We start from the raw sequence: 24481 nt of genomic DNA on the forward strand, positions 1-24481 counted from the left end.
GAGGGCGGCTGCGGATCAGCGATCCTGTTCGATGCGCCAGCCGGGCTGACGGTAGTCGCGCACATTGCCATACGGAGCCGTGGGATACACGCTGGTGCCGTAGGCATCTTCCTCGATGCGCACACCCGGTCGCGAATAGTCGCGAATCTGCGTGCCACGCAGAGTCGGATAGATGTGGGTCGCGCGGCTGCGCGCATTCGGCCGGATCAGGTCGCGCGGATGCTGGCCTATCATGCCGCCCGGTCCGGCACCACCGATACCGGCGCCCTGACCGTAGGGGTCGCCGCCGATCGGCGTGACGGGCACGTGGCCCATGCCGCCGGCCAGCGCGGCGGACGACGTCAGCAGCGCCGACACGGCGCACAGGGTGGTCAGTTTCATGAAGGTCTCCCGGAGGGGGGGCGACGCCACAGATCCGCTGCAGCGTCGCCAAACACTTCTGAAGTCTAGTGGAACATGCGCCGCGCGCTCATTACAAGCGCGCGCGTCGTGTGCGGTCTTGCCTGCGCGCCGCAGAGGTTGTGGACGGCGCGCGACAGCCAGCGCACGACATGGCGCGCGGATGTGGAATGATGCTGAGCATGAACAGTTCAGGCCACAACCCCTTCGAGCCGGCGCCGCAGCCGGTCGCCCTGCCGGACGTGACGGCACCCGAATCGCGCGGCCTGCCGGCCGGCCGCGGCCTTGAATGGCTGCGTCAGGGCTGGCAGTGTTTCCTGGCCGCGCCCGGCCTGTGGATCGTCATCACCGTCATCTGGACGGTCGTGCTGGTGGCGCTCAATGTGGTGCCGCTGTTCGGCACCATCGCAGCAACGCTGCTGGCGATGGTGACGCTGGGCGGCATCATGCAGGGTTGCCAGGCGCTGTCGCGCGGCGAACCGCTCGCGCTGTCGCATCTTTGGGCCGGCTTCGGCGAACGGGTCAATCCGCTGCTCGCGCTGGGCGGCTGGTATCTGGGTGCGATGGTGGCGGTCACCCTGTTCGTGCTGCTGATGTCGGCCATCGTCGCCGGGCTGGCCGGGCTCGCTGCATTCGCTGCGCTGCTGGTCGTATCGGCCGCGACCTCGCTGCTGCTGGTGATTGCGGTGATGCTGATGGCGCCCGTGCTGATGGCCGTGTGGTTCGCACCCGCGCTGGTGATGTTCCATCGCATGACCGCCATCGAGGCGATGCGCGTCAGCTTCTACGCCTGTCTGCGCAATGCACCGGCCTTTCTGGTGTTCGCGCTGATCTACATCGTGCTGGTCGTGCTGGCGTCGATTCCGGCCATGCTGGGCTGGCTGGTGCTGCTGCCGGTCACCTTCGGCGCGATCTACGCCAGCTATCGCGACGTGTTCCGCCACGACTGAGGCGCCGTTCAGGACTGTCGCACCGCCCGCCTGCCACACCCGTAGGTTGGGGTGAGCGCAGCGATGCCCAACGCCACCGCCTCTACTCCACGCCCCCTTTCACTGCCTTGAACCGTTCCAGCGTCGCCTCGCGCGCCGCCGCGTGGTCCACCACCGGCGCCGGGTAGTCGCGCCCGATCACGCAGCCGGCCATCTGCTGTTCCAGCGCCGTCGCCAGCCAGGGCGCGTGGATGCGTTTCCGGTCGAACTTCGCGAGTTCCGGGCAGTAGCGGCGGATGAACTGGCCATCGGCGTCGAATTTCTCCGACTGGGTGACCGGGTTGAAGATGCGGAACCATGGCTGGGCGTCGCAGCCGGTCGACGCGGCCCACTGCCAGCCGCCGTTGTTGGCCGCCAGATCGAAGTCGTTCAGCGTGCGCGCGAACCAGTGCTCGCCGCGCCGCCAGGAAATGCCCAGATCCTTGGTCAGGAAGGACGCGCTGACCATGCGCAGCCGGTTGTGCATGTAGCCGGTCTGCGCCAGCTGGCGCTGCGCCGCATCGACCAGCGGATAACCGGTGCGGCCTTCACACCACGCGGCGAAGCGCGCCTCGTCGTCCACCCAGCGCACGGCGTCGAATTCGGGCCGGAAGCTGCCGTTGAGCACGTGCGGGTTGTGCCACAGGATCTGGAAATAGAAATCGCGCCAGATCAGTTCGTTCAGCCAGCCTTCGGCACCGGCGCCACCGCGCGCATGCGCTTCACGCGCCAGCCGGCGCACCGATATCGTGCCGAAGCGCAGATGCACCGACAGATAGCTCGGTCCCTTGGTCGCCGGAAAGTCGCGCGTCTGCTTGTAGCGGTCGATGCGGTCGAGAAATTCGTCGAACAGCGTTTCGGCGCCGGATGCCCCGGTAGGCAGTTTCAGCGTTGCCAGATTGGTCGGCTCGAACCCCATGTCCGCCGGCGACGGAATGGCGGCTGCCGGCTGCACGGCGAATGCGGCTGCGTAACGGCGTACCGGATAGGCCTGAAGCTGATACGGCGTGAGCTTCTTCAGCCAGGCGTTCCTGTACGGCGTGAATACCGAGAACGGCTTGTGCGCCAGCGTCAGCACCTCGTCGCATTCGAAGATGACCTGATCCTTGTACTGCTCGAAACCGATGCCATGGCGCGCCAGTTCGGCGCCGACTTCGGCGTCGCGTTGCTGTGCCACCGGTTCGTAGTCGCGGTTGCAGACCACGGTGTCCACACCCAGCTCGCGCGCCAGCGCGGGCACCAGGTCGCGCGCGCGGCCGTGGCGCACGATGAGGCCGCCACCGAGGTCGCGCAGGGCCGCGTCCAGCTCGACGATGGCGGCATGGATGAATTCCACCCGCCGATCGGCGCGCCAGCCTTCACGCAGCAGTTCGTCCAGTATTTCGGTGTCGAACACGAATGTGCACCACACCGGCCCGCCTTCGCGCAGCGCGTGGTACAGCGCCGCGTGGTCATCCACGCGCAGGTCGCGACGGAACCACACCAGCCGAGACGAACTCTTTGCCACACCCACCTCCAGGATCCGATCGCGTTTTCGAGTCCCGAGAGTCGCACAGGTTCTGCGACAAACGCACAACACGGATAAAATCCCGCCATGCACGCGCACGCATCGACTTCCACGGTGAATCTCACCGGTCACTTCCTGATCGCCATGCCCGCCATGGCGGACAAGAATTTCGCCCGCACGCTCACGCTGGTGTGCGAACACAATGATCAGGGCGCGCTCGGTGTCATCGTCAACCGGCCGATCGACATGTCGCTAGAAGACCTGTTCGAGCGCATCGAGCTCACGCTCGAATCACCACGCTTCCAGGGCCAGCCGGTCTATTTCGGCGGCCCGGTGCAGACCGACCGCGGTTTCGTGCTGCACCGCCCGGTCGGCGAATGGCAATCCACGATCGACGTCGGCAACGGCCTCGGCCTGACCTCTTCGCGCGACGTGCTGCAGGCGCTGGGCAGCGAGATCGAGCCGGACGACGTGCTGGTCACGCTCGGCTATGCCGGCTGGCAGGCGGGCCAGATCGAATGGGAAATGGCGCAGAACGCCTGGCTCACCGTGCCTGCCGACAGCGGCATCATCTTCGACCTGCCGCCGGAAGAACGTCTGGTCGCCGCGATGCAGCTGCTCGGCGTCGATTTCGCGTCGCTGTCCGACGTGGCCGGGCATGCCTGAACCGGGTGGTCTTCCTGCGCGCGGTACCGTGCTGGCGTTCGATTTCGGCGAAAAACGCATCGGCGTCGCAGTCGGTGAGTGCGAACTGCGCAGCGCCAGCCCGCTTCTCACGTTTGAAGCCGAAACCAATGACGCCCGCTGGTCGGCGGTCGGCCGACTGCTCGATGAATGGAAGCCGGTCACACTGGTGGTCGGTCTGCCCTTGTCGCCCGACGGCGTACCGCACGACATGACCGCGCGCGCAGAACGCTTCGCGCGCCAGCTCGAAGGGCGCTACCGCCTGCCGGTGGTGCTGCAGGACGAGCGCTACACCTCGGCCGAAGCCGACAGCCAGTTGCGCGACGAAGGTGGCCTGCGCGACTGGCGCGACCGCAAGCAGAAACTGGACGCACACGCGGCCCAGCTCATCCTCAAGGACTATTTCGATGTCACTGCCTGACGCAGAACACCTGCTGGTCGTACTGGCCGACCAGATACGCCCGCAGGTCACCGACGACACGGCGCTGGTCGGCCTGCACACCGGCGGTGTGTGGCTGGCGCAACGACTGCACGCACTGCTCGGCCTGGCCCATCCGATCGGCTCGCTCGACGTGAGCTTTTACCGCGACGACTACGCCAAGCGCGGGCTGGCGCGCGATACCCGCTCGTCGGCGCTGCCGTTCGAGGTGGAAGGCCGCCACCTGATACTGGTCGACGATGTGCTGCACACCGGCCGCACGGTGCGCGCCGCGCTGAACGAACTGTTCGACTATGGCCGTCCGCTGCGGGTCGAACTGGCCGTGCTGGTCGATCGCGGCGGCCGCGAACTGCCGGTGGCGCCGACCTACTGCGCCGCGACACTCAACCTGCCGCCCGGGCAACGCGTGAAACTGGCGCAGGACGGCAACACCCTCTCGCTGCGACTGACCGGGAGCTGACCATGGCGCGCAACCCGCAACTGAACCGGCACGGCGAACTGCAGCACCTGCTGACCACCGAAGGCCTGCCGCGCGACGTCATCACGCGCATCCTCGACACCGCCGAGCCGTTCACCGTGGTGGCTGAACGCGAGGTGAAGAAACTGCCGCTGCTGCGCGGAAAGAGCGTGTTCAACCTGTTCTTCGAAAACAGCACGCGCACCCGCACCACCTTCGAAATTGCCGCCAAGCGCCTGTCGGCCGACGTGATCAACCTGAACATCGCGACCAGTTCGACCAACAAGGGCGAAACCCTGCTCGACACGGTGGACAACCTCGCCGCGATGCAGGCCGACATGTTCGTCGTGCGCCATGCCTCCAGCGGCGCGCCCTACCTGATCGCGCAGCACCTCGAAGCGACCGGCCGCGACCACATCCACGTGATCAATGCCGGTGACGGGCGGCACGCGCATCCGACGCAGGGCCTGCTCGACATGTACACCATCCGCCACTACAAGCGCGACTTCACGCAGTTGTCGGTGGCCGTCGTCGGCGACATCCTGCATTCGCGCGTGGCGCGCAGCCAGATCCACGCGCTGACCACGCTGGGTGTGCCCGACCTGCGCGCCATCGCGCCGAAGACGCTGCTGCCGGCCGACATCGACCGGCTCGGCTGTCGTGTCTTCCACGACATGGCCGAAGGCCTGCGCGGCGTCGACGTCGTGATGATGCTGCGGCTGCAGAACGAACGCATGCAGGGCTCGCTGCTGCCCAGCCCGCAGGAATACTTCAAGTTCTTCGGCCTGACGCAGGAAAAGCTGGCGCTGGCCAAGCCGGACGCCATCGTGCTGCACCCGGGGCCGATGAACCGTGGCGTCGAAATCGATTCGGCGGTGGCCGACGGCAAGCAGGCCGTCATCCTGCCGCAGGTCACCTTCGGCATTGCGGTGCGGATGGCGGTCATGGCGATGCTGGCGGGGGGCAATGCATGAAAATCCATATCAAGGGCGGTCACCTGATCGACCCGGCGCAGGACATCGATGCGCCGACCGACCTTTACATCGCCGCCGGCAAGGTGGTGGCGCTGGGCGACGCACCGGACGGCTTCCACGCCAACCGCGTCCTCGACGCAACCGGGCGCATCGTCGCGCCGGGCCTGATCGACCTGTGCGCGCGGCTGCGCGAGCCGGGGCTGGAGTATCGCGCCACGCTGGAATCGGAAATGGCCGCCGCGGTCGCCGGTGGCATCACCAGTCTGGCCTGCCCGCCGGACACCGACCCGGTGCTCGACGAGCCGGGACTGGTCGAAATGCTGAAGCACCGCGCACGCATGCTCAACCTCGCGCACGTGTATCCGCACGGCGCGCTGACCATGGGCCTGAAGGGTCAGCGGCTGACCGAAATGGGCGAATTGTTCGACGCCGGCTGCATCGCGTTCAGCCAGGCGAACGTGCCGGTGGCCGACACGCAGGTGCTGTTCCGCGCCATGCAGTACGCCGCTACCTTCGGTTACACCGTGTGGCTGCAGCCGACCGACCTGCACCTGTCGTCCGACGGCGTGGCGCATGAAGGCGAAGTGGCCGCGCGGCTCGGCCTGACCGGCATACCGATACTCGCTGAAACGCTGGCCATCGGCCAGATGCTGCAACTGGCCCGCGCCACCGGCTGCCGCCTGCATCTGGCGCGCATTTCAAGCCGCGCCGGGCTGATGCTGATCGATCAGGCGCGGCTCGACGGGCTGAAGGTGAGCTGTGACGTCGCCATCCACTCGCTGCACCTGTGCGATGTCGACATCGGCTACTTCGATCCGCAGTGCCGCACCATTCCACCGTTGCGCGCGCAGTTCGACCGCGAGGCACTGCGCGCCGCGCTGGCCGACGGCCGCATCGACGCGCTGTGTTCCGACCACACGCCGGTCGATGACGACGCCAAGCAGGTGCCGTTCGCCGAAGCCGAACCCGGTACCACCGGGCTGGAACTGCTGCTGCCGCTCACGCTGTCATGGGCGCGCGAAATGCAGCTGCCGCTGCGGCTGGCACTCGCCCGCATCACGTCGGACGCGGCACGCGTGCTCGGGCTGGACGCCGGACACCTGCGCATCGGCAGCGCGGCCGACATATGCATCTTCGACGCCGATGCGCCGGTCATGATCAGCCGTGCGACGCTGCGCAGTCAGGGCCGCAACACGCCCTTCATCGGCCGGGAACTGCTGGGCAAGGTGTGCGCGACGCTGGTGTCGGGTCAGGTGGTGTACGAGACGCCCGCGAACGACAGGGCCGCCAGGTAGAGGCGGCCACGCGCCTCCCGAAGTGCATGATCGAAGGCCTGTTGTTGGGCATCGCTGCGCTCACCCCAACCTACTTGCTGCCCCGTAGGTTGGGGTGAGCGCAGCGATGCCCGGCGAGCCGCCGCGGCACGTCGACCGTAGGTTGGGGTGAGCGCAGCGATGCCCAACACATCCCGCTGTGCCCCCGCCCCGGTGGAATGCCGCCGGTCTTCGCCCGCGTCACATGACCAGTGCGAAGATCTGCCGCGACGCCGCATCGATCAGGTAGAGCACGATCTGCAGCAGCAGGATGAGCACCAGCGGCGACAGGTCGACGTTGGCGATCGGTGGCATGACGCGCTGGATCGGCTGCAGGAAGGGCCGAGTCAGCGCGCCCAGGATGCTGCCCAGCGGATTGCCGGGCGACACCCAGCTCAGCACGGCGGAGATCAGCAGCGCGATGATCAGGAACCACACCGACAGACGCGCCACTTCGAACAGCCCGCGCAGGAAAACCAGCGGAATCAGGTTGTCTGCGCCGAGGCCGCCTTGCAGTGTGGCCGCCAGCAACAGCAGCGCGACCTGCAGCAGCCAGGCCACGACGAAGGTCGCCATGTCGAGCCCGAACACCGCCGGAATCACCTTGCGCGCCGGCAGCACGGCCCAGTCTGTCGTCTGGATGACGAACTGGCCCAGCTGGTTGCGGAAACTGACACGCGCCCACTGCATGTAGAAACGGGCGAGCAGCAATGTGGTGACGAAGCCGGCGACGGCATTCAGGACGAGCAGGATCAGGTCGGTCAGCATGGATTCGTGTTGAGGTGATTCAGCAAGGAAGGATGATGGGGCGGCGCTCGGCGCCTATTGCGCACCCAGCTGGTCACCCAGCTCGGCGCCGCGTGCTGCTGCAGCCGCGAGTGCGCGCACGATCGAGTCCGCCACACCGTCGGCAGACATCGACTTAAGCGCCGCCTCGGTCGTACCGCCCTTCGACGTGACGCGTTCGCGCAGCGTGCCGGGCGACTCCGGGCTTTGCGCCGCCAGCGCGGAGGCGCCGGTGAAGGTGGCGACCGCGAGGCGGTGCGCCTGATCGGCGCTCAGGCCGAGCGCCTCGCCGCCGCGCACCATGGCTTCGATGAAGTGGAATACGTAGGCCGGACCGCTGCCCGACAGCGCGGTCACGGCGTCGATCAGGCGTTCTTCTTCCACCCACACCGTGCTGCCTACGGCGGCCAGCACCTGCTCCGCCTGCGCGCGTTCGCTGTCGCTGACGGCTGCGTCGGCGTACAGGCCGGTCACGCCCTGGCCGATCAACGCCGGCGTATTCGGCATCGCGCGCACGATGCGCGGGTAGCCGCCGAGCCAGCGCGACAGGTCGGCCGCGCGCAGGCCGGCCGCGATGCTCAGTACGGTCTGGTGGTCGAGCCCGGGCGCGAGTCCGGCGCACACCTCACGCATCTGCTGCGGCTTGACCGCCAGCACGATCAGGTCGCAACGCAGCGCGGCCGCGTCCGCCGCTTCGATCGCCCGCACACTGAAGTCGTGTGCCAGTCGGGCGCGCGCCTCGGCCTGCGGTTCGACCACGCAGATACCCGCCGCGTCGCCGCCGCGTCGGACCCAGCCGCCGATCAGCGCACTGGCCATATTGCCGCCGCCGATGAAAGTGATCTGCATGCCCACCCCGTCAAAGGTCACGGCCCGCAAAAAGCGGGCCGAAGAACAATATGGTAACCGCAGCGGGCGGATGGGCGGAACGACCTTTGCCGCCCGCCGGGCGGATCAGCGCAGCGTGAAGTTGCGACCCGGCTGCGCAGCCTTCACGGCAGTCACCGACAGATAGGGTGGGTTCGCTGCGGCTGAGGGCAGGATGATGCCGCTCCAGCCGTTCGGTACGGTACAGGCATAGCTGCCATTCGCGGCGCTTGCACCGCAATTTGCACCGTTGCTGCCGAGCATGACGAGTTTCGCGACCGGTTTTCCGGCGCGCGTCACCGTCCCGCTGATCTGTACTGTGGTACTGATGAAATTCAATCCGTTCTGCGTCGTCTTCACCGCGGTCAGCGTGCGCGAGGTCGGCGTGACAGCCCCGGCCGGCATGTTGGGCGCCACCGTACCGCTCCAGTCCCATGGAACCGTACAGCGATAGGTGCCGCCGGAATCGGTCGCGCTGCACGAGACGCCATTGCTGGCAATGACTGCAGTATTGGGTAGCGGCTTGCCTGCTCGACTGATGGTGCCGCTGATGGTCTGTCCGGGCAGCACGAAGTTGCGGCCGGTCTGCGCCGCGCTGATCTTGCTGAAACTGAAGTTGCCCGGCGTTGCACGGCCGGCCGGCACGTTCGGGGTGATGACGCCGCTCCAGTTCTGCGGCACCACGCAGGCCCAGGCGCCGGTGCTGCCGCTGGGCGTGCAGTTGCCACCGTTGCTGGCGCTCAGCGCGACACCGGCCACCGGCTTGCCGACGCTGGAAATCGTGCCCGATATCTGGAAGGTACCGGCCACCATGGCGGGACTGAAGGCGGCGATTGCACTGCGATTGTTGTTCAGTGCCAGCGTGTTGTGCGCACTGGTTGCCGTACCGACCGGTGCACCGCAGGCAAAGCTGCCGCCGCAGTTCTTCTGGTCAGGGTTGGAAAAGCGCCCGATCACCGGCGAGATGTAGCTCATGACGGAGCCAAAGCTGCCGCTGCGTCCGAAGCCGAAGGCGTAGTCGTGGCTGCCCTTGCCGCCGCCCTGCCGCGCGACGGTATCGCGGTCGTGCATCAGGCCCATGTTGTGGCCGAGCTCGTGCGTGAAGGTGTAATCGGTGCAGTAGTAGCTGGTACCCGCTACATCACGGCCGTCGCTGACCACCGAATAGCCGTAGGCGGCGTAGGCCGAAACCGGTGCGCCGTTATAGCCGCCGACATAGCCGACACCGCAATTGCCGCCTTGTGCGTTCATGTTGAAGGGGCGCACCAGGGTTACCAGATCGGCACCCAACTTCTTGCGCAGCGCCGGTACGCCGGCGAAGTTTCCGGTACCGCGCGCCAGCGCGGTCAGTGCGTTCGAGTTGGACGTGGTATCTGGCTCGCCGACCAGCTCGCTGCCGACCAGACGGACGCGCATGGCAACGCCGCTGTCGATGTAAGCCTGATTCGACAGCGCGACCAACTGCGCGATGCGGGTCGCCCACAGGCTGCCGTTGCGTGTCTTGAAGCCGGCCGTGTACAGCACCAGCACATCCACCGTGGTGGCGCTGGCCGACGTTTGGGTTGTCGGGGTGGTGGCGCTGCCGGCGGTCGTGGTGCTGCTGGCTGCCGCGGCGGTCGGCCCGTCCCCGGCAGCGCCTTCGGCCTCCATCGGGCCACCGGCAATGACTTCACCCACCGCATCGGCGTGGTCCGGCTCCAGTTGCGACAGACCGGAGCGCTGCGGATCGACCAGCCATTGCGAACCGCCATCGCTGACCAGCAGGATTTCGCCGGACGGCGTCAGGATGTTGCCGACGCTGCCGTTCGGACCCGATGTAATGATGACGCGGAACTCCTGGCCGTAATCCTTGAGGTGACCGACCCACGTCGTGCTGTCGGTATCGCCCGGTTCGGTGCGGTCATAGGCCACGCGATAGTCGCCGTGGTCCGGAATCGACAAGGCCATGTCGGCGCCGGGCTCGAGCGCCGACATGGCGACCAGATCGACCGTGACCGGGTGGGCTACGTCGGCCGGCTTTCGCGGTTCCGGTTCGTCGGCGCCGCGCCTGGTGTCGCGCGCTTCATCGAGGACGGCGACAGACGGGGCGAACATCGCCGGCAGGCTTTCGACGGTCACCGGATCGGCCTGCGCCGCAAGGTCAGCACCGACCAGCTGTCTCCCGTCCACATGACCCAGCACATAGCCGCCATCCGGCGTGCGGATGACGCCCGAGGCGAGCGCGCCATCAAGGCGCAGACGAACCGGAAACTGCCGGCCGGCCGCAAGATGGCCGATCCACTGCACGCCATCCGGCTGGTCGATCGTCGAATCGAATACCACGTCGAGCCTTGCACCGTCGGGCAGTGCAAAGCGTAGTGAGTCGCCGCTGCGCGCAGCGCGCAGTCGCGCGAGGTCAATGCGAACCGGCCACATGCCGCCTTCCGACACGGCATCGGCAACGGCATCCAGCACAGGCGCTTGCGTGAGGACTGCAGGCGTCGCCGCGCAGGCAGACCACGACGAAAGCGCGAGGGCGCATGCCAGAACAAGGCGCGACGGCGCCGTGCGAGCGAGGCGGAAAGAGGATCTTGCGGGCAGATGACGATTAACCATGGCGGACACACTCCAGACCGGTGACAGGGTGTTACCGGTGCGGCCCGCGCGTGCCCGCCACGTCACGGGACGGAGCGGATGATGACTGGCGGTCCCGCTGTCATCCCGTGCGAGCACGGATTAGACCGGTAACTTTGCGTACCCGGCTTTCGCGCGGGCTTGCCTTTTTCAGATTCAGCATTGTTTTCGGCCTGCCGGAAGGCGTCTTGACCGGAACTTCGACAACAACTGTGTCGTCGCACAATCGGCCGCGCGCACCAGCGGTTGAACGGGTCCGACAACCCGGCAGAAGAGCATTTGTTTGCTGATACGATTGAAAGATGCCTCAGAAATCCCGCCAATCCCGCCCTTCCGGTTCCGAAGCCGCCTCTGACGCAAGCCCCGAAACGACGCACCTCACGCCGGTGACGGCGCAGCTGTGCTTCACGCTGTATTCGTCATCGCTGACGATGACCAAGGCCTTCAAGCCGCTGCTCAACGAGATCGGCCTGACTTACCCGCAATACTTGGTGTTGCTTGCACTCGGGGACGCCGGCCGGGCGCTGACCGTGTCGGCGCTGGGCGAACAGCTGTTTCTCGATTCCGGCACGCTGACACCGTTGCTCAAGCGCATGGAATCGGCAGGGCTGCTCAACCGCTGCCGGTCGACGGTCGACGAACGCCACGTCGAACTGAGTCTGACCGAAGCCGGCCAGGACACGTGCCGGCGCGCCCGGGCGGTTCCGGTGGCGCTCGGCCCGGCCACCGGCTGCTCGGCGCGCGAACTGTCCGAACTTGTATCCGCATTGCAGGGCGTGCGTTCTGCGCTGACGCGCCACCTCGATGCGGTGGCCGGCGACTGAACACGACAGCAGTGGCAGGAATGAAAAGGGGCCGCTTTCGCGGCCCCTTTTCAAGTACATCGGGTTGGCTCAGCCGCGCCGGACACGCCGCGCCGCGACACCGGTCAGCGCCAGTCCGGCCAGCAGCAGTGCGTACGACGACGGCTCGGGCACGGCGAGCACCGCCACACCGCGCATCTGCGACGGGCTGAACGGCAGGTTGGGATCGAAGTCCTGTTGCGCGCGGATCACTTCCACCACACCACTGCCATCGAGCGTCATGCTGAGGATGCGACCGGCGCCCAGCGTGGAGTTGCCGGCCGGCGTTGTGAACAGCGCCTGCAGCGCCGACACGTAAATCGTGTCGTCGGTGACGTCGATGCCATTGAGGAAGCCCAGCCCGCTGGCCAGCGTCGTGAGGTCGCTGCCGTCGAGGTTGCTGCGCTTCACGAAGCCATCGGTCGTCGTCAGGTAGATGTGGCTGGCAGTGACTTCGAAGTCATACGAGGTCAGGCCGGTCAGCAGCGTCTGCACGTTCGAGCCGTCGAGGTTCGAGCGCATCAGGCGGTTCGACGTGCCGACCTGACTCCAGAAAACGCTGTCCGCGGTCACGTCGATGGCGAACGGCGATGTCAGGCCGCTCTTGAATACGTCGGCGGGCGGGAATTGCAACGATGGGTCGAGCGTCAGGATGTCGCCCGAATTCTGCCGCGTCACGTACAGCAGACCGCCCTGAAGATCGATGTCGTAGGCGCCGGAAATGTTGTAGGACTTCAGATCCGAACCGTCAGGCAGCGAAGACACGACGCGATTCAGCTGCTGGTCCGGCCACCAGATGCGTCCGCCGACGAACTCGACGCCATTCGGCCCCTTGACGCGGGTTGGATCGGTCACCAGCGCGCTGGACATGCCGCCGGGTACGGTTGCCGTGTTGATCGAACCGACCGTGGCGAATGTCGGCGTGAAGCGCTGAAACGTTTCCGACCACACCAGCTGGTCGGCCGCCACGGAGGCAAAGCTGCTGCAGGACAGCGCAAGCGCGAGGAACTGACGACCCCGTTTTTTCATTTTTGGTGATCTCCGAGTCTGAATGGCGACAAATGTTTTCGCCCGGAGACGCCGGTAGCAAGCGGCATTCCTTCGTGCAGGAAGAGTTGAGTCGCAAGGGCTTGGCCGGCCCTGACGATCCGGTGGGCCACTGCTTCGACCAACGCAGCGGCTCAGGAATCTCTATTTTCGAGAACGGGTTATCGCGTTACTGTATGTATTGAAAATTCCATCGGCGTATGTCATATGGGGCTGGCGTCGAGCGGTGTCTGCTGTGGTCAATGAATTCGCGAGCGCCGAACTGTCTTGATGAACGCGTTGTGTAAAAAAAGCCGACATATCGTCAGCGCAGTGCAAGTCGCGGCGACATGTCCGATCGACAGGATTACGGCGGCTTCTCGCCGACTGGATCGCGGCCGCCGCTCCCACAGCAGGCTCCCACAGGAACAGCCCCCGCAAGGACCGCCGCCGCGCGCCTCACACCTTTCTGTACACCTCGGCACCCTGCTTGACGAACTCGATCGACTTCGTCTCCATGCCCTGCTTGAGCGCGGCCTCGTTGGTGAGGCCCTGGGCGGCGGCGTAGTCGCGTACGTCCTGGGTGATCTTCATGCTGCAGAAGTGCGGGCCGCACATCGAACAGAAGTGCGCGAGCTTGGCGCCGTGCTGGGGCAAGGTCTCGTCGTGGAATTCGCGCGCCTTGTCCGGATCGAGCCCGAGGTTGAACTGGTCGTCCCAGCGGAATTCGAAGCGTGACTTGGAGAGCGCGTTGTCGCGGATCTGCGCGCCCGGGTGGCCCTTGGCCAGATCGGCGGCGTGGGCGGCGAGCTTGTAGGTGATGATGCCGGTCTTCACGTCGTCCTTGTCCGGCAGCCCCAGGTGTTCCTTGGGCGTGACGTAACAGAGCATGGCCGTGCCGTACCAGCCGATCATCGCCGCGCCGATGCCGCTGGTGATGTGGTCGTAGCCCGGCGCGATGTCGGTGGTCAGCGGGCCCAGCGTGTAGAAGGGCGCCTCGTCGCACCAGTCCAGCTGCAGGTCCATGTTCTCCTTGATGAGCTGCATCGGCACGTGGCCCGGGCCTTCGATCATCACCTGCACGTCGTGCTGCCAGGCGACCTGGGTGAGCTCGCCCAGCGTCTTGAGCTCGGCCAGCTGCGCCTCGTCGTTGGCATCGAAGATCGATCCCGGACGCAGCCCGTCGCCGAGCGAGAAGCTCACGTCGTAGGCCTTCATGATTTCGCAGATCTCTTCGAAGTGCGTGTAGAGGAAGCTCTCCTTGTGGTGCGCCAGGCACCACTTGGCCATGATGGAGCCGCCACGGCTGACGATGCCGGTCATGCGGTTGGCGGTCATCGGGATGTAGGGCAGGCGCACGCCGGCGTGGATGGTGAAGTAGTCGACGCCCTGTTCGGCCTGCTCGATGAGCGTGTCGCGGAACATTTCCCAGGTGAGCTCTTCGGCCTTGCCGTCGACCTTCTCCAGCGCCTGGTAGATGGGCACGGTGCCGATGGGCACCGGCGAGTTGCGGATGATCCACTCGCGGGTTTCGTGGATGTGCTTGCCGGTGGACAGATCCATCACGGTGTCGCCGCCCCAGCGGATGGCCCAGGTCATCTTGTCGACCTCCTCGCCGATGGACGAGCCCAGTGCGGAGTTGCCGATGTTGGCGTTGATCTTCACGAGGAAGTTGCGGCCGATGATCATCGGCTCGGACTCCGGGTGATTGATGTTGGCCGGGATGATGGCGCGCCCGCGCGCGACCTCATCGCGCACGAATTCGGGGGTGATTTCGGCGGGGATGGACGCGCCGAAGCTCTGGCCCGGGTGCTGGCGCCCGAGCAGGGCGGCCATCTTGGCACCGGTCGGGCCGGAGGCCTTCAGCGACTCGATGTATTCGCGCCGCTGCAGGTTCTCGCGGATGGCGATGTATTCCATCTCGGGCGTGATGAGGCCCTGGCGGGCGTAGTGCATCTGCGAAACATTGGCACCCGCCACAGCACGGCGCGGGGCGCGGTGCAGGCCGGGGAAGCGCAGGTGGGCGGTGGCGGCATCCAGGGCACGCTCGGTGCCGAAGGATGAACTCAGACCCGACAGCTGTTCGGTGTCGCCGCGCTCGGCAATCCAGCCCGAGCGCACGCCGGGCAGGCCGGAGCGGATGTCGATGGCGGCGGCAGGGTCGGAGTAGGGGCCGGAGCAGTCATAGACATAGACCGGCGGGTTCTTCTCGGCGCCGAAGGAGGCGGGGGTGTCGGACTGGGAAATCTCGCGCATGGGCACGCGGATGTCCGGGCGCGAACCTTCGATGTAGACCTTGCGCGAATTGGGCAGCGGCGCGATGGCCGCCGAGTCGACGTGCGCCTGCGCGGCGAGGAAGGTGTCGCGGGAATCGCGGGAGGCGGGGGAAAGCGGGTCTTTGGCGTTCATGAAAGCTCCTGTGGGGCGAAAGGAACGCCAGCGCCCGGAGGTGGAGCTGCCCGTTTCCCTACGCCGGCATGATCCGGATCAGGTGTTGAGGGTGTGTCTCAGCCGCCAGCTTGCGCCAGGCGGCACCCCTAACGTGTGCGAGCTCAAAGTACCCTGCCCGCGGCGCCAGCGCAAGCGGCGCAGTTCAAGCGGGCGGTCTAGCGTGCCGTAAACCCATCATCGTCCCGAACGGGACAGGGCTGACGCGAGACCTGCCATGCAAAAGACACCCGCTCTGACTTCCTCCCTGATCGCTGCCGTGCTGTGCAGCGCGCTGGGCGTTTCCCATGCGGCCGACTGGCACGTCGTGGCGACCGACCGCGGCAAGACGATCGAAATCGATCGCGACAGTGTGCTGCGTGCCGAAAGCGGCAAGAAGGTGGCCTGGGGCCGGCTGGTGCTGAGCGACGCCGACGCGCAGAAGACCGGCTACGCGATGGTGCAGGCGCTGAACCGCTACGACTGCCAGAGCCTGCGCTTCGCCACGATCAAGCGCGTCTATCTGGACGCCAACCACAAGATATTGCGCGAGGAACGTGCCGGCTCGGACAGCGATATCGCGCTGTTGCCCGGCACACTGGACGAAAAGCTGTTCCGCGAAGTGTGTCAGCCGCCGGGTGCCGAGGAATTGCGGCAGGTCGCCGAGCAGGCGGGCCGCGCAGCACTGACGGCGGCGAATGCGGCCGAGGGGCAGGGCGGTATTCAGCGTACCGAAATGGTCAGCATCAAGCCCGACCTGCGGGAAGCTGCGGCGCAGGCGCGCAGCGAAATGGCTGCGGCTCCGAAGGCTGCTGCGCCGAAGCCGGACAGCGCCGAGAGGGTGACTACCCCGGCCGGTCTGAAGGAAAAGCTGGCTGCAGCGGACAAGCCGGCGCCAGCCCGGTCGGTCGAACCGGTCGCTGAAAAGGCGATCGCCCCGGCCGCGAAGCCCGCACCGCCTGTCATGCGCAGCGAGATTCCGCTGCCGCCGCCGTACCGGCCAAAACCGAGGCCGATGCAGATGGCTGCCCTGTCGCCCGACGTCAATGCGGGGCCCAAGCCGAAACCCAAGGCAGCGGCGGAAGAGTCCCCGCACCCGGCTGCGCACGGCGACATTCACTGGGCTTACGAAGGCGAGTTCGGACCGCAGAACTGGGGCAAGCTCAAGCCGGAATGGGCGCAGTGCAGCGAAGGCCGCACGCAATCGCCGATCGACATCCGCGAAGGCATCAAGGTTGACCTGCCGCCGATCAGCTTCGACTACAAGACAAGTTACTTCACCATCATCGACAACGGCCATACGGTGCAGGTCAATGTCGGCGAGGGCAGCAGCTTTACCCTGTCGGGCAAGCGCTACGACCTGGTGCAGTTCCATTTTCACAAGCCGGCCGAAGAACGCATCAATGGCAAGAGCTACGAAATGGTCGCCCATCTCGTGCATCGCGATGTGGACAACAAGCTCGCGGTGGTTGCCGTTCTGCTGGACCGCGGCGACGAAAGCGCGATCTTCAACACGCTGTGGGCCTATCTGCCGCTGCAGAAAAACGTGGAGTCGACGCCGGACGTGAGCATCGACCTGGCGAAACTGCTGCCGGAAAAGCGCGAATACTTCACCTACATGGGTTCGCTGACGACGCCGCCGTGTTCGGAGGGTGTGACCTGGATCGTGCTCAAGCAGCCGCACCTCGTGTCGGCCGAGCAGATCGGTGTGTTCGGTCATCTGTACAGGAACAATGCGCGGCCGGTGCAGGCGGCGAATTCGAGGCTGATCAAGCAGTCGCGGTAGAGGGCCTCGGCGCGGTCGTTTGCATGGCGCATGGCGCAACTCGGGCGTGTACTTCCTCGTCCCGGCCCTGCATCGAATCCAGCCAGCGCTGCCTTCAAGTCGGTCAGCTGCGTCGAAAATGAAAAAGCCTCCATGACGGGTCCGCTGGAACCGTCATGGAGGCGATCGTTATCCGGGTCGATCCGGGCCGGGAGGGAACCCCGCCAGCCCGACCGGACGTCGATCAGTAGCGGTAGTGATCCGGCTTGTAAGGACCTTCGCGATGCACGCCGATGTAGCGCGCCTGCGCGTCGCTCAGTTCGGTCAGTTGCGCATTCAGCTTCTTCAGCTGCAGGCGTGCGACCTTCTCGTCGAGGTGCTTGGGCAGCACATGGACGCCGACCGGATACTTCTCGGTTTCGGTGAACAGCTCGATCTGCGCGATGGTCTGGTTGGCGAACGAGCTGGACATCACGTACGACGGATGGCCGGTGCCGCAACCCAGATTCACCAGACGACCCTTGGCCAGCAGGATGATGCGACGGCCGGACGGGAAGATGACGTGATCTACCTGTGGCTTGATTTCGTCCCACTCGTACTTTTCGAGCGCAGCGACATCGATTTCGTTGTCGAAGTGGCCGATGTTGCACACGATGGCCTGATCCTTCATCTTCAGCATGTGCTCATGCGTGATGACGTGATAGTTGCCGGTGGCGGTCACGAAAATGTCGGCGTGTTCGACCGCGTAATCCATCGTGACGACGCGGTAGCCTTCCATCGCTGCCTGCAGTGCGCAGATCGGGTCGATTTCGGTGACCCACACCTGTGCCGACAGCGCGCGCAGCGCCTGTGCCGAACCCTTGCCCACATCGCCGTAGCCGGCGACGACGGCAACCTTGCCGGCGATCATCACGTCGGTGGCGCGCTTGATGCCGTCGACCAGCGACTCGCGGCAACCATACAGATTGTCGAACTTCGACTTGGTGACCGAGTCATTGACGTTGATGGCCGGAAAAGCCAGACGGCCTTCCTTGTGCATCTGGTACAGACGATGCACGCCGGTGGTGGTTTCTTCGGTCACGCCCTTGATGTGCTTCAGGCGCTTCGAATACCAGTTCGGATCACGCTTGAGCGTTTCGGTGATCGAATTGAACAGGCAGATCTCCTCTTCGCTCGCGGGGTGGTGCAGCGCGGTCGGATCGGTTTCCGCCTTGGTGCCCAGATGCAGCAGCAGCGTGGCATCGCCGCCGTCGTCCAGGATCATGTTGCTGAAACCGCCGTCCGGCCATTCGAAGATGCGATGGGTGTAATCCCAGTATTCGACCAGCGACTCGCCCTTGACGGCAAACACCGGCGTGCCGGCGGCAGCGATCGCTGCAGCGGCGTGGTCCTGCGTCGAGTAGATGTTGCACGACGCCCAGCGCACTTCGGCGCCCAGCGCTTCGAGCGTCTGGATCAGCACGGCGGTCTGGATCGTCATGTGCAGGCTGCCGGTGATGCGCGCGCCACGCAGCGGCTGCTGTGTCGCGTACTCTTCGCGGATCGCCATCAGACCGGGCATTTCGGTCTCGGCGATGGCGATTTCCTTGCGTCCCCAGTCGGCCAGCGACGGGTCGGCAATCACGTAATCCTTCAGATCATTGGGGGCATTCATCTACGGGCTCCTTTGCAAGGGCAGGTGTGCTCACCTGCCATCCGCCACCGGACAATTCCGGCACTGCGGGTTCAGGTGAGCGCCGTTACAAATGTGCCCGCGACCGGCGACGGTCTGGCGGGGTCCGAGCCTGGGGGCCTTGCGGCACCTCGCAGCGCTCCTCGGAAGCAAGCGATTATAACGTCGCACCGGCCATCGACTCGGGCATTTGCCCGCGCCAATGATGCGACGCTGGCAACAGAGTGGCGAAAACCGCAATACGTTCCCGACACGTCCGCATTTACGGCATCACCGAGCGCAACTTGAGCATGAATCACGAAAATCACGACATTTCCAGCAGCGCGACACCCATGGCAGCGTCGCCCCCTGCCGGTCACGTCCTCGGCGATCTCATCCGCAACCTCGCCGCCGGGCTGGGCAGTCTCCTGCTGTCGGCTCGCGCTCCGGTCGCTGTCCGCGCCGGCGTGCTGGCATGGGTGATGCTGGAAATCGTCGGTCTGATGACAAGTCTTGGCTTCGAAGCCGCCCGCAGCGGCAGCGACGGGCGTATCGACCCGGGCGCGTTGCCCGGTCAGCTGTTTCACCTGCCCTGGCTGCTGCTGTGTGCCTGGCTGGTGACCCGCCGGCCGCATCGGACTGACGCGCTGATGCAGGCCGTGGTGGTGCTGGCCGCGCTGTGGATATGGATCGACGTGATGTGGAATCTGGTTGCCTTGCTGCCGGCCGGGTTCTGGGACAGTCTGGGTGACCATGCGCAGTGGCTGTGGTGGGCGCCGCTGGGCTGGGGCATCGTGGCGTCGACCGTCGCGCTGTGCCGGCTGCAGGGCGCGACCGGCTTCCGGCGTGCCGGCGTGCTGAGCGCGGTGCTGCTGCTGTTGATACTGCCGCAGATTGCGGTCGGCCCGCAGGCCCCACTCTGGCTGGCGAATGCGCCCGCACAGGATCCGGCCGAAGCCGCACGCTGGCAGCAGGCACGCAGCGAAACCTTGATCTACCGGCAGCCCTTGCTGCTGACCGAGGCGCTGGCGCGGCTGGAACCCGGTCAGCCGGGCAAGACCGACCTGTTCCTGCTGGCGGTCGCCGGCCATGGCGCGCAGGATGTGTTCCTGCGCGAGGTGGAAAAGGTCGAGCGTCTGTTTGCGGAACGCTTCGGCACCGGCGGGCGCAGTGTCGTGCTGGCCAACAACCCGGGCACCGTGCTGACGCGCCCTCTCGCCACGGTCAGCGCGCTGGAACGCAGCCTGCAGATCATCGCGCAGCGCATGAACGATGATGAAGACGTGCTGTTCGTCTTTCTGACATCCCACGGCGCCGAAAACCACCTGTTCGACCTCAGCCTCTGGCCGTGGGAGCTGGAACAGCTGACGCCGCAACGGCTGGCCGGACTGCTTGATGGAGTGGGTATCCGCAATCGCGTGATCCTGGTGTCGGCCTGCTACTCGGGCGGCTTCGTGCGGCCGCTGGCCGGTCCCGACACGCTGGTGATGGCCGCCGCACGCGCCGACCGCAGCTCGCACGGCTGCTCGCACGAGGCCGACTGGACTTTTTTCGGCCGTGCCTTCTTCGACGAGGCGCTGCGCGAAACCACGTCTTTCACCGAGGCCTTCGAACGCGCGCGCGCCGCAGTCGCCAAGCGCGAAGCGGCCGAAGGGCTGGAGCCGTCGGAACCGCAGATGGCCGTAGGGGAGATGATCAGGACGCGGCTCGACGATCTGGCTGCCGCGTGGCAAACCGCGCAGGACCTGCACCCCGCGCAGGCGTCTGGCACTGCGAGCGTCGAAGCTGAGCGACCGCTCTGCGACGGAGAGCCCGCACGACGAAAGTGCGCTGACCCTGCGAACCGGCGTTGAATCGGCAGCCGGTAGCTGCGGGGGCGCACCCCCGCCTGACGCTTACTTCTTGCGTGTGGCCTTGAACGGGAAGTCGAGGCCGGACACCCACATCGCGCCGGTGATTTCGTCGCCGCTTTCGTGCTGCTTGGCGTCGACCTTCACCTTCATGCCCGAATAGATGAACTCGCCGTCGATCTTGTTGGTTTCGCTGTCGAAGGTGAAGCGGTCCATTGCCAGTTCGCTGCCATTGGCTTTCATCAGCACCGAAAAGGACTTGGGATCGGCGTTCGGGCCGGTGATCGTCAGCGTGCCGGTCACGTCGCCTTCCGGCGTTTCGAGGACCTGATAGTCCCACTGCCCGGCCGGCGTGGGTTTCATCGGCGAACAGGCGGCAAGCGCAAGAACGCTGAACAGCAGGCAGAGCAGTTTTTTCATGGTCTTCAGTCTCCGTCGTTATGAAGGTCACCCTGTAACGCGGTGATCCGGGCGTCGCGCATCGCGCCGCTGCGGCCTCATGGTGCCGCAGGCTCGCCGAAGCGGCAAGCCTCCCTCATCACATGCCGTGACCTCAACCGAGCGCGGCGATCACCTCGGGCGGCGCCTGCACCAGTTCGATCAGCACGCCTTCGCCGCACAGCGGAAACTGCTCGTTGCCTTTCGGGTGGATGAACACGATGTCGAAGCCGGCGGCGCCGCGGCGGATGCCGCCCGGCGTGAAGCGCATGCCCTGCGCCGTCATCCACTCGACCGCCTTCGGTAGATCATCTACCCAGAGACCGACATGGTTCAGCGCCGGCTCGTCGACACGCGGCTTCTTCGACGGGTCGAGCGGCTGCATCAGATCGACTTCGACCCGGGTCGGCCCGGTGCCGAGCACGGCGATGTCCTCCACGACGTTCTCGCGTTCCGACGTGAAGTCGCCTTCCAGATCGAGGCCGAACACATCGACCCACAGATGCCTCAGTTTCATGCGGTCCGGACCGCCGATGGCGATCTGCTGCAGGCCGAGGATGCGGAAAGGTCGGTTCATGGATTCACTCCTCAAGTACGGCGATACGCCAGAGTCATCATCACGATGCCTGCGGCGACCATCGGCAGGCTGAGCCACTGGCCCATCGACAGGCCGCCGGCCAGCAGGCCCAGAAAATCGTCCGGCTCGCGGCCGAACTCGGCCAGAAAACGGAAGCCGCCGTAGCCGATCAGGAACAGGGCGCTGACCGCCGCCATCGGTCGCGGCTTGCGTGCGAACCACCACAGCAGCGCGAACAGCGCGAGTCCCTCGCCGGCGAACTGATACAGCTGCGACGGGTGGCGCGGCAGTGCATCGACGGTCGGAAAGATCATGGCCCAAGGCACATCGGTCACGCGCCCGACCAGTTCGGCGTTGATGAAATTGCCCATACGCCCGGCCGCCAGTCCGAGCGGTACCAACGGCGCGATGAAGTCGGTCAGCTGGAAAAAGCGCCAGTCCATGCGGCGCGCAAACAGCGCTGCCGCGATCAGTACGCCGAGAAAGCCGCCGTGGAAACTCATGCCGCCGGACCAGATGGCCGGTATTTCGTGCCAGTTCTCGAGGTAGTACGCCGGCTTGTAGAACAGCACATAGCCGAGTCGCCCGCCCAGCACCACGCCCAGCACGCCGAAGAACAGCAGGTCATCGATCTGCTTCGTGTCGAGCGTGGGGACGCCCTGTGCGGCCAGCCGTCGTGCATGCATGCGGCCGAGCAGCATGAAGCCGACGAAGGCCAGCAGATACATCAGCCCGTACCAGCGCACGGCCAGTGGGCCAAGTTCGAAGGCGATCGGGGAAATCGTGGGGTGGATCAGGAAGTCGGAGGCGGCCACGTCAGGAGCTTGGGGAAGCGCAACAAAGGTCGCAGTCTAGCGGGTCAGCCCGCTGGACAGTGCGGGCGCACAGGTCCGGCGCTGTGCCGTCGGCGCGCCTTGCCCTGCGTCGCGCTGGCTGCGCGTGTGACGTGCTCATCGAATGCGAACACGCCCTAGCCGTTGCAGCCCAATGTGAAACGCTCGTCCATCAGGGCTCTGCGCCGGGCACGGAAGTGCTCTGCCGCCGGCACGTCATGCGGCTGTCGCGTGGCGGCGTCGATGGCCTTCACGGTTTCGTCGATCGACGCACAGCGGCTGTCGGTCGACGGGCGGCGGGCGACGTCTGCACCCGGCACCGACTGCGTCGCGGCATGCCGGGCACGCTCCGCGCGCACCCGGGCCAGCTGCTCGGCGTAGCTGCGGTCGGGTGACAGGCCGGCACTGGGCGGTGGAAGCGCCACGGTCCGGGCCTGCTCGCCGCAGGGAGTATCGGCGTACACCGTGCGGCCGGCGACCGTGCATTTGTAGATCGCGTCGCCGCGAATGGCGGGTTCGGTCGGCGGAGTCGGACGGGCATTCGCCTGCGGAGGTGCAGCGGACGGTACCGGTGAAGCCGGCGTCACCTCGGTCGGCTGCGTGACGGTGGGCTCCGGCAGGTCGGCGCGCGCCAGCCATTCGATGGTCAGCCACAGGCCGACGATCGAGCTGATCGCGGCGATCACCGCCAACGTGCGCACGTGGCGGTCAGCGGACGGGGGCAGAAACTGATGGCTTCGGTCCATCGGTGCTGGAATCGGTAGCCAGTCGTTCAACTGGAAGGCCATGACGATAGCCGATGTTGTCGGCGCATGTGTTCTCGCTGCGTCGTCGGGAGCAGACCGGGGCGCCGGATTCAGGCCGGGCCGGGCGCCGGCTGCCAGTGCCGAGCGGCATCACCGGTCATCGGGCGTGCGATGAAATAGCCTTGCGCGAGGTCGCAACCGATCGACGTCAGGTAGTCGAGCGCGCCCTGATCCTCGACGCCCTCTGCCGTGAGTCGCAGGCCGAGGCTGTGGCCGAGGTCGACGATGGAGCGGATGACGGTGCGCGATTCCTGCGATGCCATGGCGTTCATGACGAAGGATTTGTCGACCTTCATTTCCGAGAAAGGCAGTCGGACCAGTTGCACCATCGACGAGTAGCCGGTGCCGAAGTCATCGATCGACAGCTGAAAGCCGCGCATGCGCAGCCGGGTCAGCAGATCGAGCGAAGTGACCGGGTCGTCCATCGCACTGGTTTCGGTCAGTTCGAGAATCAACTGGCCGGGAGACACGCCGTAGGTGAGGCACAGGCTGGAAATGAACTCAGCCAGCTGGAAGTCGATCAGGCTGCGGGCGGACAAGTTGACCGACAGCGATAGCCGGGTGCCCGGACAGGTACCGGAAAACCACGCCAGCGCCTGTTCGAACACCTGTTCGGTCAGCGGGTCGATCAGACCTGTGGTTTCGGCAAGCGGAATGAAGCGGTCCGGCATGATCAGCCCTGCCTGCGGGTGCTGCCAGCGCACCAGTGCTTCGAAACCCGCGAGCTGATGGCTGCCGCAGACGATCTTGGGCTGATAGGCGAGCACGAATTCACGGGCTTCGAGCGCCCGGCGCAGTTCGGCCCGATCGGGCACGAAGGCTGCGTCACCGGCGGCGGTGCCGTCCGGCGCCCTCGCGGTCGGTGGCTCGATGGCGAGCAGGCTGCGCAGCGCGGCCGGTGAAAAGGGTTTCGACACGATGCCGGTCACGTTCAGGCCATGTTCGGTCGCCGACCGTTTCGCGGCATCGAGAATGCGACCGCCGACGCCGCTGGTGATGATGATCTGTGCCCGGCAGCCCTTGAGGGCGAGCATGCGCATGACCTCGACGCCATCCATGTCCGGCATGACTAGATCGATCGCGATATGAGTGGGTTGCCACTGATCGCATGCCTCGAAGAACTGCACCGGTTCGCAGGCGATCCGGGTTTCCAGACCGGTTTCTTCAGCGATCCATGCAATCGTCTGTGCGACCGCGAGGTCGTCGTCAAGTACCAGCAGTCGGCCGTTCAACATGTTGCGGTGCTTTCTGACAGAAGC

The 24481-nt window shown here is 65.9% G+C and carries 22 protein-coding genes and 3 riboswitches; of the genes, 9 read left to right on the forward strand and 13 right to left on the reverse strand.

Annotated elements, in window-relative coordinates; genetic code table 11:
* Positions 1–15: 15 nt before the first annotated feature.
* Positions 16–381 carry a hypothetical protein gene (locus BSY238_RS10905; RefSeq protein ID WP_069039161.1) on the reverse strand — a complete coding sequence of 122 codons (366 nt, stop codon included), beginning with the start codon at positions 379–381 and terminating at the stop codon, positions 16–18.
* A 200-nt stretch (positions 382–581) separates the two neighbouring features.
* Between BSY238_RS10905 and BSY238_RS18400 the strand changes: the two genes are divergently transcribed.
* Positions 582–1349, forward strand: coding sequence for a BPSS1780 family membrane protein (locus BSY238_RS18400; RefSeq protein WP_069040621.1), 768 nt, complete (start codon positions 582–584; stop codon positions 1347–1349).
* Between the two features lie 82 nt (positions 1350–1431).
* Here BSY238_RS18400 and BSY238_RS10915 read toward each other — a convergent pair whose 3' ends face one another.
* On the reverse strand, positions 1432–2874 hold the full coding sequence (locus BSY238_RS10915) for a cryptochrome/photolyase family protein (RefSeq protein ID WP_069039162.1): 1443 nt from the start codon (positions 2872–2874) through the stop codon (positions 1432–1434).
* Between the two features lie 87 nt (positions 2875–2961).
* On the opposite strand from BSY238_RS10915, the gene BSY238_RS10920 reads away from it, so the two are divergent.
* Genes BSY238_RS10920 through BSY238_RS10940 form a run of 5 tightly spaced genes read left to right on the forward strand, consistent with a single transcriptional unit; the run spans position 2962 to position 6723 of the window.
* On the forward strand, positions 2962–3540 hold the full coding sequence (locus BSY238_RS10920) for a YqgE/AlgH family protein (RefSeq protein WP_069039163.1): 579 nt from the start codon (positions 2962–2964) through the stop codon (positions 3538–3540).
* A complete protein-coding gene (gene ruvX / locus BSY238_RS10925) occupies positions 3533–3979 on the forward strand; it encodes a Holliday junction resolvase RuvX (RefSeq protein ID WP_069039164.1) in 447 nt (148 codons plus the stop codon). The genes BSY238_RS10920 and ruvX overlap by 8 nt, the downstream gene beginning before the upstream one ends.
* Positions 3966–4457, forward strand: a complete 492-nt coding sequence (gene pyrR / locus BSY238_RS10930) for a bifunctional pyr operon transcriptional regulator/uracil phosphoribosyltransferase PyrR (protein WP_069039165.1) — start codon at positions 3966–3968, stop codon at positions 4455–4457. Before ruvX ends, pyrR begins: the two co-directional genes overlap by 14 nt.
* 2 nt (positions 4458–4459) lie before the next feature.
* A complete protein-coding gene (locus BSY238_RS10935; RefSeq protein WP_069039166.1) occupies positions 4460–5428 on the forward strand; it encodes an aspartate carbamoyltransferase catalytic subunit in 969 nt (322 codons plus the stop codon).
* Positions 5425–6723, forward strand: coding sequence for a dihydroorotase (locus BSY238_RS10940; RefSeq protein WP_069039167.1), 1299 nt, complete (start codon positions 5425–5427; stop codon positions 6721–6723). Before BSY238_RS10935 ends, BSY238_RS10940 begins: the two co-directional genes overlap by 4 nt.
* A gap of 219 nt (positions 6724–6942) precedes the next feature.
* Here the strand turns inward: BSY238_RS10940 and BSY238_RS10945 are convergent, their stop codons facing one another.
* From BSY238_RS10945 to BSY238_RS10955, 3 genes are all read right to left on the reverse strand, one after another.
* Positions 6943–7509, reverse strand: coding sequence for a YggT family protein (locus BSY238_RS10945; RefSeq protein WP_069039168.1), 567 nt, complete (start codon positions 7507–7509; stop codon positions 6943–6945).
* Positions 7510–7563: 54 nt separating this feature from the next.
* Positions 7564–8376: a pyrroline-5-carboxylate reductase gene (proC, locus tag BSY238_RS10950; RefSeq protein WP_069040622.1), complete on the reverse strand. Its 813-nt coding sequence runs from the start codon at positions 8374–8376 to the stop codon at positions 7564–7566.
* Positions 8377–8481: 105 nt separating this feature from the next.
* The gene (locus BSY238_RS10955; protein ID WP_069039169.1) at positions 8482–10848 is read right to left on the reverse strand and encodes a reprolysin-like metallopeptidase; all 2367 of its coding nucleotides are present in this window, start codon (positions 10846–10848) and stop codon (positions 8482–8484) included.
* A 225-nt stretch (positions 10849–11073) separates the two neighbouring features.
* Positions 11074–11163: riboswitch (cyclic di-GMP riboswitch) on the reverse strand.
* Between the two features lie 146 nt (positions 11164–11309).
* Between BSY238_RS10955 and BSY238_RS18985 the strand changes: the two genes are divergently transcribed.
* Positions 11310–11831, forward strand: coding sequence for a MarR family winged helix-turn-helix transcriptional regulator (locus BSY238_RS18985; protein ID WP_069039170.1), 522 nt, complete (start codon positions 11310–11312; stop codon positions 11829–11831).
* A gap of 69 nt (positions 11832–11900) precedes the next feature.
* On the opposite strand, the gene BSY238_RS10965 is transcribed toward BSY238_RS18985, so the two are convergent.
* The gene (locus BSY238_RS10965; RefSeq protein ID WP_069039171.1) at positions 11901–12878 is read right to left on the reverse strand and encodes a PEP-CTERM sorting domain-containing protein; all 978 of its coding nucleotides are present in this window, start codon (positions 12876–12878) and stop codon (positions 11901–11903) included.
* Between the two features lie 456 nt (positions 12879–13334).
* Positions 13335–15284 (reverse strand): phosphomethylpyrimidine synthase ThiC, encoded by a 1950-nt coding sequence (gene thiC, locus BSY238_RS10970; RefSeq protein ID WP_069039172.1) that lies wholly within the window; start codon positions 15282–15284, stop codon positions 13335–13337.
* A gap of 38 nt (positions 15285–15322) precedes the next feature.
* A riboswitch (TPP riboswitch) is annotated at positions 15323–15424 on the reverse strand.
* Between the two features lie 116 nt (positions 15425–15540).
* Here thiC and BSY238_RS10975 point away from each other — a divergent pair.
* Positions 15541–17088 carry a carbonic anhydrase gene (locus BSY238_RS10975; protein WP_069039173.1) on the forward strand — a complete coding sequence of 516 codons (1548 nt, stop codon included), beginning with the start codon at positions 15541–15543 and terminating at the stop codon, positions 17086–17088.
* Positions 17089–17311: 223 nt separating this feature from the next.
* Here the strand turns inward: BSY238_RS10975 and ahcY are convergent, their stop codons facing one another.
* On the reverse strand, positions 17312–18721 hold the full coding sequence (gene ahcY, locus BSY238_RS10980) for an adenosylhomocysteinase (RefSeq protein WP_069039174.1): 1410 nt from the start codon (positions 18719–18721) through the stop codon (positions 17312–17314).
* A gap of 70 nt (positions 18722–18791) precedes the next feature.
* Positions 18792–18890: riboswitch (S-adenosyl-L-homocysteine riboswitch) on the reverse strand.
* 139 nt (positions 18891–19029) lie between these two features.
* Between ahcY and BSY238_RS10985 the strand changes: the two genes are divergently transcribed.
* Positions 19030–20571 carry a C13 family peptidase gene (locus BSY238_RS10985; RefSeq protein WP_069039175.1) on the forward strand — a complete coding sequence of 514 codons (1542 nt, stop codon included), beginning with the start codon at positions 19030–19032 and terminating at the stop codon, positions 20569–20571.
* A gap of 42 nt (positions 20572–20613) precedes the next feature.
* Here the strand turns inward: BSY238_RS10985 and BSY238_RS10990 are convergent, their stop codons facing one another.
* The 5 genes from BSY238_RS10990 to BSY238_RS11010 form a co-directional block, all read right to left on the reverse strand.
* Positions 20614–20988, reverse strand: a complete 375-nt coding sequence (locus tag BSY238_RS10990; protein WP_069039176.1) for a membrane lipoprotein lipid attachment site-containing protein — start codon at positions 20986–20988, stop codon at positions 20614–20616.
* Between the two features lie 133 nt (positions 20989–21121).
* Positions 21122–21583 carry a VOC family protein gene (locus BSY238_RS10995; protein ID WP_069039177.1) on the reverse strand — a complete coding sequence of 154 codons (462 nt, stop codon included), beginning with the start codon at positions 21581–21583 and terminating at the stop codon, positions 21122–21124.
* Positions 21584–21594: 11 nt separating this feature from the next.
* Positions 21595–22398 carry a prolipoprotein diacylglyceryl transferase gene (gene lgt, locus BSY238_RS11000; protein ID WP_069039178.1) on the reverse strand — a complete coding sequence of 268 codons (804 nt, stop codon included), beginning with the start codon at positions 22396–22398 and terminating at the stop codon, positions 21595–21597.
* A gap of 155 nt (positions 22399–22553) precedes the next feature.
* Positions 22554–23204 carry a DUF4124 domain-containing protein gene (locus BSY238_RS11005; RefSeq protein ID WP_150123938.1) on the reverse strand — a complete coding sequence of 217 codons (651 nt, stop codon included), beginning with the start codon at positions 23202–23204 and terminating at the stop codon, positions 22554–22556.
* A gap of 68 nt (positions 23205–23272) precedes the next feature.
* Positions 23273–24457: an EAL domain-containing response regulator gene (locus tag BSY238_RS11010; RefSeq protein ID WP_069039180.1), complete on the reverse strand. Its 1185-nt coding sequence runs from the start codon at positions 24455–24457 to the stop codon at positions 23273–23275.
* Between the last annotated feature and the right edge of the window lie 24 nt (positions 24458–24481).

It is taken from the genome of Methyloversatilis sp. RAC08, from assembly GCF_001713355.1.
Taxonomy (GTDB): Bacteria; Pseudomonadota; Gammaproteobacteria; order Burkholderiales; family Rhodocyclaceae; genus Methyloversatilis.